The organism is Sporosarcina sp. SG10008 (assembly GCF_044569405.1).
GTDB classification, from domain to species: domain Bacteria; phylum Bacillota; class Bacilli; order Bacillales_A; family Planococcaceae; genus Sporosarcina; species Sporosarcina psychrophila.
This window is the reverse complement of record NZ_CP172607.1, coordinates 3,427,348-3,440,103: the sequence shown is the minus strand read 5'-3', so window position 1 is coordinate 3,440,103 and position 12,756 is coordinate 3,427,348. Positions and strand designations below refer to the sequence as shown.

Below are 12,756 nucleotides of genomic sequence, written 5' to 3'. Positions count from 1 at the left end.
TGCTTTACTCAAAAACTGTATTTATAAAGGAGAATTGTTTAGATGAGTAAAAAAGATTGGAAGAAACCTGTGAATACTATGTTAGCGGCAAGTCTAGTAGCAGGTATAGTAGCACCGGCAATACCAACTACAGTAAGTGCTGCAACGAATGCGACTGACCTTATTATTTCTGAATATATTGAGGGAAGCAGTAGTAACAAGGCGATTGAACTTTATAACGGGACAGGGGCTCCGATTGATTTAAGCGGGTATGTCCTCGAACTTTATGCGAATGGGGTAACTACAGCTAGTGCAAAATTGAATTTGTCGGGAACATTGGAAGATGGTAAAACGTATGTGTTATACAATAATTCGGCCAATGCCGATATTAAAAGCAAGGGAAATCTTGCAAACTCGACCGTTATTAACTTTAATGGAGACGACCCTGTTGTATTAAGAAAAAATGGTAACGTGGTAGATTCAATTGGCCAAGTTGGAACGAGAATTGAGAATTTAAAAGATGTTACACTAGTGCGTAATAGTTCAATTACAACTGGCGATACAATAATTGATGATGCATTCAATCCATCGGTCGAATGGACAGCGCTACCTAGTGACGATTCATCCCAATTAGGGGCGCATACGATGGATGGTTCAGTACCGACTGATCCAACAGAACCAGTTGAAGTGACGACAGCAACAATTAATGGAACAGCAAAAGTTGGTGAAACGTTAACGGCCTCAGTAAATGAAGGGGCGACAAATGTAACTTACCAATGGCAAGTGGCTGATACAATAGACGGTGTTTACGCAACTATTGATGGAGCTACAAATGAGACATTGACATTAGGTGAGGGACAAGAAGGTAAATTTATTAAAGTTATTGTTCATGGTGATAGTGGTTCATCGATAACAAGTGATGCGACGACAGCAGTTGCGGCAGCAGATTCAACAGATCCTGAAACACCTGTTGAAGGGATGTCAATCGCAGATGCACGTGCTCAAGGAATTGGTAAAGTAACAGTAAAAGGTATCGTAACAGCAAAATTGAAAAATACGATTCATATCCAGGATGGAACGGCTGCAATTGCAGTTCGTCCAGCAACTCTGAATGTTCAACTGGGTGATGAAATTACGGTCGACGGTTCATTAGGAGAATATAATGGGTTACTACAATTAACTGGAACACTTGTAGGTGAACCAGTATCTAAAGCAGTACCTAGTTCAGAAGTACTTACAGGTGCACAACTGAACGAAGCGAGCGAATCGAAACTAGTAACAGTAAATAAAGTAACGATATCTGGAGCTTCTCAAAACTATAAAGGTACGGATGCGGCTGGAACAGAATTTATTGTTCGCGATGAAAATAGCAACTTAGGATTAGTAGCGGGTACAACATACGAGTCAATTACAGGTATTGTTCAAGAATTTAGCGGCGCCTATCAAATTATTCCACGCTCACAACAAGACATTGTCGCAGACAGCTCAATTATCCAACCAGTCTTCGCGAACCCTGGGAGTGGAACATTTGTTGGAAAGAAAACAGTAGAATTATCAACGACTACAGCAAATGCAGAAATTTATTACACGTTAGATGGTAAAGATCCCACAGTAGATGGCCAAAAATACTCAACTCCGATTGAAATTACTAAAGATACAACACTAAAAGCAGTTGTAATAGCTGAAAACGGTGACTTTAGTGAAGTGAAGACGTTTGAATATAAAATTACAGACAGTCTTCAAATTCACGATATCCAAGGAGAAGGTCATACAACTCCCTTTAACAATCAAACAGTGGACGGAATTGAGGGCGTAGTCACTTATGCTTTCACATTGAATGGTGCATACTATTATCACATTCAAACGCCTGACGCGTTAGCGGATGAGAATCCAAATACGTCAGAAGCGATTTTACTATACAGTGGGAATAAATCGTTGCCGATCAAAGTTGGTGATCTAGTATCAGTTAACGGTAAAGTAAGTGAATATGCATATGATGGTTATTCTGATGCGAATACAACTGACTTGAAAACTACACAAATCAATGTCCGTGATGACGCGGGTGGAAGTGTTCAAGTTCTAAATAGAGACGTGAAATTACCGGATCCAATCATTATTAACGAAGAAACAATGGCGACTACAGCGATTGATAGTGATAATTTATCCGTTTTCAACCCTAAAGTGGATGCCATTGATTTCTGGGAAAGCATAGAAGGTATGCGCGTAGAAGTTGTTGATGTGAAAGCAGTAGCACCACAAGAACATGGGGATCTTGTAACTGTTCTTGAAAGTGCACCAACAAATTCACTTCATGGCGGAGTGTTATATGAAGAAGGAAAACAAAATCCAAATCGTGTCCAATTCCGTTTGGAGCCAAATGGACCTGGTCGTGATTTCGAAGTAGCAACTGGTGATAAATTCAAAGGTCCTATCACAGGGGTAGTAGGCTATTCATACCAAAACTATAAGATCTATGTTGATTTGGATAAAATGAAGAGTGCCCAAACAAAAGGTGCTGCAACACCAGAAAAAACGACGATTGTAAAAGCGGATGATAAGTTAACGATTGCTTCGTATAACTTGGAAAATTTTTCGAATAACAAAACGTCTTCTCCGAACGCTAAAGCACAGAAATTAGCACGTGCATTTGCTACAGATATGCAAAACCCGGACATTATTGGCGTAACGGAAGTTCAAGATAATAATGGTGAAAGTGCAGGGGATTCAGCGGCAAATCAAAGCTATGAAAGATTGATTGCTGAAATTGAAAACGCTGGGGGTGTTAAATATAAGTATGCCAACATCGACCCTGAAAACAACAAAGACGGCGGCGCACCAAATGCAAATATTCGCGTTGGATTCCTCTACAATCCGGAACGTGTTGCATTAACAGAAGGTGCTACACCAGGTACTGCAACAACTACTGTGGGTTATAAAAATGGCAAGTTAACACATAACCCAGGTCGTATCGATCCAATAAATAGTGCGTTTAACAGTAGTCGTAAACCATTAGCAGCACAATTTGAATTCCAAGGGGAAAGTGTTGTTGTTATTGCGAACCACTGGAATTCAAAAACGGGGGATACGCCATTATTCGGATCTATCCAACCACCAAAATACGATAGCGAAATCCAACGCCATAAAATTGCAACTATCGTAAACAACTTTGTGAAAGATATTAAAACGGATAATCCGAAAGCGAATGTTGTATCATTAGGTGACTTTAATGATTATCAATTCTCTGAGACTCTTAAAATTCATGAGGGTAGCATAATGACGAATATGATCAATAAAGTTGAAACTTCTGATCGTTACACATACCTATACCAAGGTAACTCACAAGTGCTAGATCATATTTTAGTGACTAACAATCTAGTGAAAAATACAGTAATCGATATTCTTCACATTAACGCAGACTTCACGGATATGGCTGGTCGTGCATCTGACCATGACCCAGTAATGGTTCAAATCGATTTAAAAGGTGAAGGTGAAGACGAAGAAGTAGATGTAACACCAATCACACCTGAAAAACTATATGATTTCAAAAATCTTACAACGAAAAAATTAACAATCACTAAGCCAAGTATCTCACTTACACTAGGTGAAAATACAACGATTACAGATGGCGTTTTATTCACAGGAGATTATGCAGAATTCCACGGTGAAGGATTCGCTGACAAAACAATAACAATCAAACCATTAAAAGCTGATGCAATAATTGATTTCAAAGGAACAACTATTCAAAAAATAATTATTGATGGAACTAACGTAAAACAAATTCGTGAACTTCCTAAAAATGTTGAAATTGAATACACTAATGGAGCATCTGCAGCTAACATTCAGTTCATAGACAAAGAAGGGAACCTCGAAAATGAGGTTCCTTCTTTACCTACTGAAAACAAAGCGCCAATTGTAAAAACAGCAATTCCTAATTCAACTGTTGCCACTGGAGAAACGTTAACCTTCTTGTTATCAGATCACTTCTCTGATCCCGACAAAGATGAACTAACATTTACTTCAACAAAAGGGACGATTGAAGGAGCTACATTAACGTTAAAACTTGAAGTGGGAAGCCATATCGTTGGTGTTACTGCAACTGATGGTAAAAAAACGACGACTACCAGCTTTACAGTTACGGTTAAAGCGGATACTGGAGAAGAGTCACCACTAGATACGTATTACAAAGACGCGATTGGTAAGAACGGACAAGCGTTAAAAACTGCACTTCACGAGATTATCGATGACCATACCCAACTCACCTACGCTCAAGCATGGGAAGCACTCCGTGAAACAGATGAGGATCCAGATAACGTAAACAATGTCATATTGTTTTATTCCGGAGAGTCCCGCTCTAAAAGTCGCAACGGTGGATTGGTTGGCGATTGGAACCGCGAACACACTTGGGCAAAATCACACGGAAACTTTGGCACAAGTCTAGGACCAGGAACGGATATCCATCATTTACGTCCGACAGATGTGCAGGTCAATAGCTCTAGAGGTAACTTAGATTTTGATAACGGCGGAAGCGCAGTTAAAGGATGTAACGGATGTTTTAAAACTGCAAGTTCATTTGAGCCACCAGATCGCGTAAAAGGCGACGTAGCAAGAATTCTCTTCTATATGGCAACTCGCTATGAAAAAGGTGATCGTGTAGACCTCGAATTAAATGAAAAACTCAATAACGGAAGTGCACCATACCATGGTAAACTTTCAGTCCTACTAGAATGGCATAAACAAGATCCAGTCGATGAATTTGAACGGAATCGCAACAATGTCATCCAGGAATGGCAAGGAAACCGCAATCCGTTTATTGATCACCCTGAATGGGCGGAATTGATATGGAAACAAGTTGGTTTAGCTGATATGGAAATTGCATCTTGAGTCAAGATTAGTTAAGAACTAGGAATAAATGAAAATCATGATGTCTAACACATTTCAGCAAACCCGTCATAGCATGATTTATATGGATGGATAAAGGCTGGTTGAAGAATAAACTGTACCACGAATTTCTGACTTCAATAAAGAAATTGATGTAAGACTAAGATAAAAACCCTGTAGTATAGATTGAAGACGCCCTCCACCTGATCACAGTAAATGATCATGCGGAAGGCGCCTTTTTCTGTCTATGATTGTGTGGGTACTAGTAGACTTGAGCAATTAGAATCAGTTGAGGTCTTCAGGAATCGCCTCATAGTGTCCAACGAAATCAGTGAAGCCTCTAACGAACCGCCGAAAGTGTCCAACGAAATTATTTTAGAACAAAATATTATCCTAAGTATTTGTTTTTATACGCAGGTAACCTTCTGATAAATTGAGTAACTAGTACCCGGCACTAAGTTGCACAAATTTCCCAATTAAATTATACTATTAGTAAGAATAATTTGTACATATTTATCTCGCAATTGATGAAAAGCCTAACTACTATAAAGAATAGGCAAAAGCGAATGGCATACAGAGAGTACTACTACATTATATGGGGGTTTAAAAATGAGGAAATCTAGTTATGAAAAAATATTCAAAGCTACGTTGGCAACAACAGTTGCAGCAGGGGCTTTTGTTGCGGTTGCACCCGTAAATCCGCAGGCGGCCAATCCAACATTTACAGATGTGAAGGACATCCCAAGTCATCATTTTTATGAAGCGGTCATGGACTTTACTGCAAGAGGCATGATTAGTGGATATCCAGACGGTACATTCAAACCAGGTCAAAGCATTACTCGTCAGGATGCTGCCAAACTATTGGCTCTTGCATTAGACTTAGATACGAAAGAGGTCCAAAATCCAGGGTTCAAAGACGTTAGCAAAACGAGCCCATACTACGGATATATTGCTGCACTTGTTGAAGCGGGAGTCATTTCGGGTTTTGAAGATAACACATTCCGACCTGGGGATAGTCTGTCAAGGGCACAAATGGCAAAAATTATTGTACTCGGCTTTGAATTTGAAGAAATGAAATCTGGAAAACTTCCATTTAGCGATATTAATGATAAGCAATGGCATATTGACTATGTCCGGACATTGTATGCCAAAGAAATTACAACTGGGACAACACCTACAAAATTCTCGCCGAACGCACTTGTGACGCGCGGACAAATGGCTTCATTTGTCTTCAGAAGTGAAGCACTCACAACGCCGAAAGTAGATGTAGACAAGGTAGCAGTAGAAGCAGCAGCGGGTCAATTGAAAGCTGGTGTAGTCACAGTCTCGCGTGGCAATGAGGCAACTGATGCCAACAAACTTACAGCGGTTCAAACCTATGTTAATTCACTCATTACGGAAAAAGGCGTAGTAGCAAAAGTGGCGGCAAGCACAACAGCTGGCAATTATGTAGTAACGCTTACTAAGGGTGAAGCAAAAGTAGAAAAAACAATCACTGTGACATTTAGCTTTGCTGCTGACGATCGTTTTGTTACTGAAGTAACCGCGATTAACGCTAAACAAGTTGAAGTTAAATTCGCAACACCTGTTACGAAAACAACCGTACTAAACGCTTCGAATGAAGTTCAAAATATGACATTTACGATGGTGACGGGCGCGACTGTGAACCCTGGACAACTTAAAGGCTCATTGTCCGAAGATGGTAAAACATTAACGATTACCGCAAATTGGATTTTTGACGGCGAGTATGCCTTTAAGTTAACTGATGCTATTAAATCCATATCAGGTGAAAAGTTCGAGGAGTATACAGCGATTGTCAAAGCCAATGATAAAGTTGCGCCGAAACTCGTTTCAGGATCAGCTGCCGGAAAAACATCTACGAACTCGTTTGCCCTACTATTCGATGAACCTGTTAATGCAGCAGGAGTCATCGCATATGTCAATGATGCAGCAGCGACTGTTGCGAACAACCCAACGAATCCAAATCGTTTAGATGTTACTTCTAGCAAACAAGTTGCAGCAGGTACGGCAGCAACAGTAAAATTGACCAATGTAAAGGATTATAAGAATAACGTGATAGCTCCAAATCCAGTGGAAACGACAGTTACAATTTCTGCTGACACAGTTGCTCCAACTGTGTTGAATACAAAGGTTATTGGAGAAAATAGAGTAGAAATCACATATGATAAAAATATGAATATCGCTTCATTTGCAGGAAAAGCACGTCTCGTCCAATCAAATGGCACGGTGACAAATCTCGTAGCTTCGGCTGGTAGTAATGAAAAAACGGTTGTCTTAACGGGTTCAGGATTATTCTTTAATGGCGCGTACAATGCCATTCTATTTGTCGACGCTGATGTGAAAGATACAGTCGGTAATAGCACAGCCCTTTATTCAACTAACGTTACTCTAGATAAAGATACTATTGCGCCAGCATTTACAACTGTTGACTATAAAGATGGCAAAATTGTTGCGAACTTTACAGAGGATATAGCAATAGGCGGAACTAATGCAGTTACAGTCATTGATCAAAATACAGGAGCCGCAACTCAAATTTACCTAAACCATTACAATGCGGCGAATGCAGTGATTACTAACAATACATTAACAATTACTCAGGCATTGCCAAACGGAACCTATCAAATACGTCTGCCAGCAAACACAGTCGTTGATAAAGCGGGCACACCAAATCCAAATGCGATTGCAACACAAACGTTTATTGTTCAAAATACCATCTCATCGGATAGTACGCGTCCCGTAGTTGTTGCTGTTACTAACTATCCACCAGCAAATGGACAAGTTCCTGGTGTTGAACAAACGGCTACTTATACAGCAATTGACGCTGATAGTGGAGTGAACCTAGCAACGATTCAAGACATCAATAACTATACGTGGGACGGTAGAGCATTACCGGTAGGATCTTATGTCACAACTGTTATCACTGGGTCGGCAGATAAAGCTACATCTGTTGCCGTAACAGTCCGTGTCCCATCTGCAAGTATCACAACAACTAAAAAAGCGCTATTTACGGTCAACAATATTCGAGACAATGCAGGAAACACCATTGCATCCGCTGGAGCAGGCGAAGTTACATTTGTTAGCGGAAACCAAAACCAACCGGAATTCAATTATGCAACTATTTCTTCTGACGGTACTTCACTCGTACTTGGTTTCAGTGAGGCAGTTCAGTCTAAACATTTAGATGCATACGATTTCGACATTACACTTAATGGTTACCTTCTGGCAACAAATTCCATCGCATCGGTTTATAGTCCGAATTCAAATGTCGATACGTTTGTCGTCAGTATCAAAGCTTCTGTAGCGAATGATATTTCAATAAATAATCGCATTAGTGATGTGGTTTATTTAGATACTAATAATAATGGAGTATTTAATGAAGGAAGAGATATAGTCCTTGATGTCTTAAATTCTGGAACTCACTCGTATAATGCAGTCGACTCAGTTACGGTCAATTTGAATTCCAAATATATAACGAGTTTAAGAGTCAAACTTGTCCGGGATACTGTGTCACCCGTTCAAAATGCGCAAGGTAACTATGCTAACTTCAATAAAGAAATTGATGTAAGACTAAGATAATAGTTTTGCAATATTATTTGAATACGCCTTCTGCTTGATCACAGTAAATGATCAGGTGGAGGGCGTATTTTTCTGTCCATGTTTGAATGAGTACTAGTAGAGTCGGGTAATTAAAATCTGGGGTCTTTGGGGAATCGCTTCAAAGTGTCCAACAAAATCAGAGTAGCCTCCAACGAACCGCCGAAAGTGTCCAACCATTCCCGGGAACTGTCCAACCAACAAAGGAGTGCCCAACAAAATCCTCGAAGTGTTCTACAAACTCGGAAAAGCCCCCAACGAACCGCTGAAAGTGTCCAACCATTCCCGGGAACTGTCCAACCAACAAAGGAGTGTCCAACAAAATCCTCGTAGTCTCCAACAAACTTAGAGAAGCCTCCAACGAACCGTGGAAAGCTTCCAACCATTCTCGAAAAGTGTCCAACGAATAAGGGAGTGTCCAACAAAACCCTCGTAGTCTCCAACAAACTCAGAGAAGCCTCCAACGAACTAAAATTTCAAGTACTTGTACACGACACTATTTAGTCAATCCACTCCGATCATATATTTATTAGTTAAGGAGTAAAGAAATAACTAATCATCTAAACTTCTTTAAGTTTTATATAATTGTGTGAGTCGTGGATTGTTTTTTGTTACACAGGCATTCATACAATTAATGTCAGACCTATTCTTTTATTAATCTGAATGATATAATACGACTATATAAATAGAAAATATTTACTACGAGTATAGTATAAGGAAGTAAATCAGAAATATGGAAAGTTGGAAAAACTGCGAACCGCTAATTTAAGAATACATATTATTATAGACTCTTAAACTGGAAACATTAATGGGGGAGTTTTTATTTGTTTTGTTTTAACTGCGGGGAAAAAGCTCGTTTGCAGGCGGAGTTCTGCTCTTTTTGTGGTACTCGACTTGATAGGCAACCAGAAAAAAGTAGTTATTCAAATCAAAAGTGTGAAGATTCATCAGCGATGGTGGAGCCAATAGCCAAAAGCGTTCCAGAACATGTAACAGGAACTTTTTTGCAAGCTACTGAAAAAATAAATGCACTGGTTGGAGAAAAAGGTGCCATTGATGTGAATTTACGGGATGTTTTTTCCGCTGTCTTAAAAATACATGTGAAGGACCGCTATAGCAGGTGCAGCGCTTGTGTTTGTGAAGGAAGGAAATCTATTTAACCAACATCATCTATTGAATGCAAAATTCATTAAATTATTTTCAGTGTCTGTTATTTTGCATTCCATTTGGGATATGCCGCTCTACTATTTGCAGAATTTTAATTTTTTATATATTTTGCTGATTATCATCGCATGGATTTTTATATTTACTTTAATAAACGCGGGACTTCAACAGATTGTACGACTAAATATAGAGCAAGTTGATGAAATTGATTTGCCAGTGGGATAGGGGATTGTATATGCATTGCACTCATTGTGGGGGTACGATTTTTGAAAAAGATCAATTTTGTGGGGCTTGTGGAAATAACCTTTTGGACAGTAATGTGGAAACACCTAGTGAGACAGAAGCACCGGACTTGTTGAAAGCTTTTGTTGGCGAGTATAAAGAGTCGTATTACTTTGGGAAATGGGCAAAAAACGAACGACGATCATGGAACTGGGCCGCTTTCTTTGCTACGCTTTTCTGGCTCGGTTATCGGAAAATGTATAAGCATGTACTAGTGATACTACTGTTTTTGCTCATAGCTGACGTAGTACACTATTTAGTAGGGGCCTCCACCGCTCAGTTTGACTTATATATCAACATCGGTATTGCGGCGGTACTTGGTATTTGGGGTAATTTTGAATATAAAAAGTTTGCACAAAAGGAAATTAACAAATTAGAAAAGCGCTTTTCAGGTGACGAGCTTCTTGAGAAAGTACGAAAACGTGGTGATAGTAGTTGGAAAGGCTTTTGGTTAACGCTTTTGTTGATATTCGGGTATGCAGGCATTTCGGTCGTTTTCGAATCGGTCGTACATTCTTTTACTGAGGTAGAGAGTAACGCAGAATTGACAACTTATACAGATGAAGACTACGGGATCTCATTTGATTATCCAGTCATTTGGAACGATTCGGTAGAGATTAGTTATGGAACCTGGGAAAATGATTCGGAGGAAACAATCGATTTTTATTATTTAAATCACTCGAAAGAAATTGAACAATACGTATTTAGCATCATTATTTATGATGAAGTTTTAGAGGGAAGTTACTGGGAAAATAGCGATGAAATATACTTAACCAATGATAGTAATAAAACCTACACGTTGGCGATTGCTGGTGAGGCAAATGAAGAAATGCATGACCCTTTAAACCAAGAGGACGTGGATATTGTGTCAAATATGATACGTGAGTTGGAGTTTGTAATAGATTCATTTCGATTGGAATAAGGAAGTAAGGTGAGGATTTTTGCCAAATAAAAGATTAGTTGTTCTCGATTTAACGCATAAAACGGAAAGTTCGAGCTGTAAACAATGATGTCTTCCGTGAGGGAACTTAGTGTCAGAGCGTTGCGTAGAAACCATAATAAATAAAAAACCCGGTACTTTTACATTTGTGGTCAGACTAAAAATTAAAAAAGGAATTGAGTCTGTGTAAATTGACTCAGTTCCCTTTTTTTATAATTTATTTTTTGGTCGTTCTCTTGCATATTTAAAAAATGTTCTTTGGTTATTGGGCTAACAATGACGAAATCCTTTCCATATCGTATGGGCTTCGGTACTTTCTGTCTACCTTTGCTCTTCTTCTTTTTTCGCTGGTACTCTTGCAGTGTCCTATAGCATTGCTCTGTAATAACCAATAATGACTGGCGAAACGACCAAGTAATTCTGCTAAATCTCTTGTATCTAAATCAATAAGCCGCCGACTGATTTGCGAATGACTAATGGACATTAAATTAATCCCATTCCCGAAATTTTTACTAGAACGAATACCAGTTTCAATTTGTCTAAGAGATTCCCACTTATAAAGATTTGCCATAATAAACGTTTTATCATAGAAAAAACGGTTGGCTTTTTTTGCGTTGTAATTCAGACTGGACAGGTGCTCACACATTTTAGCTTTGTTACAAGCACAGGCCTTCTTCAATTAATAATTATTTCTATTAATTAGGGGTTGTATTATTCTGAATAAATTGTATACTGGGTATAGTTACATAACTAGGCAGAGACTATGAGATGAATGCCTAAATGAAAACCCTTACATTGATAGGGGTTTCATTTAGCATTCATCTTTTTTGTTGCCTAGATTACAAAATATTACTATAGGGGGATAATCATGAAAAGAGCGGGCTTAATGGCTGCTAGTATTCTATTAGCGGCAAGTGTACTAGGTGGATGTGCGGGTGGATCTTCAGATGGTGGGAGCGGCAAAGGTAGTCGAATTACACTTTATTCACCTGAGACTCCAGACTTTACGAAAGAACTTGCTCAAAAGTATCAGGAAACGCATGATGAAAAAGTGGATGTCCATTATGCAGGTACGAACGTCCTTGTCAATCAGATGTTAGCGGAGAAAGATAATCCGAAAGCTGACGTTTGGTATGGCGGTGGGGGGATTCTTCCCTTCGAAGCAGCAGTTGAAAAAGGGATTCTTGGTAAGTATATTCCTGATTTTGCAGCAGATTGGGACATAGTTGAAAATGGTATTAAAATGAAACATGGAGATGGCAACTACGTCGGAGTCGAAATCTTCGTATTAGGTTTCGCATACAATACGGAGCTCGTTACAGAAGAAGAAGCCCCGAAAACGTGGGAAGATTTGCTTGATCCTAAATGGGAAGGGAAAATTCAGTTCCCTAACCCGGCAGCTTCCGGAACAGCAACATTAATGGTCATGGATCAAATGATGCGCAATGGGGAAGACGAAGCATGGGCTTATTTTGAGAAACTTGTTAAACAAGCAAACTCTATGCCGGATTCAGGGTCAACGCCTACAAAATCAGTATCTATGGGTGAAGCGCATATTGCTGTCGGTTTTGACTTCATGGCATATGAACAAAAAGCCAAAGGTGAAAGTGTGGACTTCGTAGTGCCTGATAAAACGCCAGTTCTCGTAAACCCAGTATCCATCATTGAAGGTGGTCCAAACGAAGAAGGCGGAAAGAAATTCATCGATTTCCTTCTATCTAAAGACGCTCAACAAATAATGGCAAACTGGTACCATATTCCGATAAACCCTGAAGTGGAATCGAAAACACCACTAACACTTGATAACATTAAAGAGCATGCGGTTGAGCTCGATATCGATTGGGTTAACGCAAACTATGACCGTGTACGAAGCGAATGGCAAGCTAAATTTCAATAAA

The 12,756-nt window shown here is 39.3% G+C and carries 5 protein-coding genes; all 5 read left to right on the top strand.

The genetic code is table 11. The features are described 5' to 3' along the window. Window positions 1-42 precede the first annotated feature (42 nt). The 5 genes from ACGLYD_RS16145 (at window position 43) to ACGLYD_RS16125 (ending at window position 12,755) form a co-directional block, all read left to right on the top strand. Window positions 43-4,860 carry an endonuclease gene (locus tag ACGLYD_RS16145; protein WP_399629248.1) on the top strand — a complete coding sequence of 1,606 codons (4,818 nt, stop codon included), beginning with the start codon at window positions 43-45 and terminating at the stop codon, window positions 4,858-4,860. 606 nt (window positions 4,861-5,466) lie between these two features. Then, the gene (locus ACGLYD_RS16140; RefSeq protein ID WP_399629245.1) at window positions 5,467-8,454 is read left to right on the top strand and encodes an S-layer homology domain-containing protein; all 2,988 of its coding nucleotides are present in this window, start codon (window positions 5,467-5,469) and stop codon (window positions 8,452-8,454) included. An 842-nt stretch (window positions 8,455-9,296) separates the two neighbouring features. After that, window positions 9,297-9,632 (top strand): hypothetical protein, encoded by a 336-nt coding sequence (locus tag ACGLYD_RS16135; protein ID WP_399629243.1) that lies wholly within the window; start codon window positions 9,297-9,299, stop codon window positions 9,630-9,632. Between the two features lie 311 nt (window positions 9,633-9,943). Beyond that, window positions 9,944-10,840 carry a DUF2628 domain-containing protein gene (locus tag ACGLYD_RS16130; RefSeq protein ID WP_399629240.1) on the top strand — a complete coding sequence of 299 codons (897 nt, stop codon included), beginning with the start codon at window positions 9,944-9,946 and terminating at the stop codon, window positions 10,838-10,840. A gap of 886 nt (window positions 10,841-11,726) precedes the next feature. Next, a complete protein-coding gene (locus ACGLYD_RS16125; RefSeq protein ID WP_342539149.1) occupies window positions 11,727-12,755 on the top strand; it encodes an extracellular solute-binding protein in 1,029 nt (342 codons plus the stop codon). The last annotated feature ends 1 nt before the right edge of the window (window position 12,756 follow it).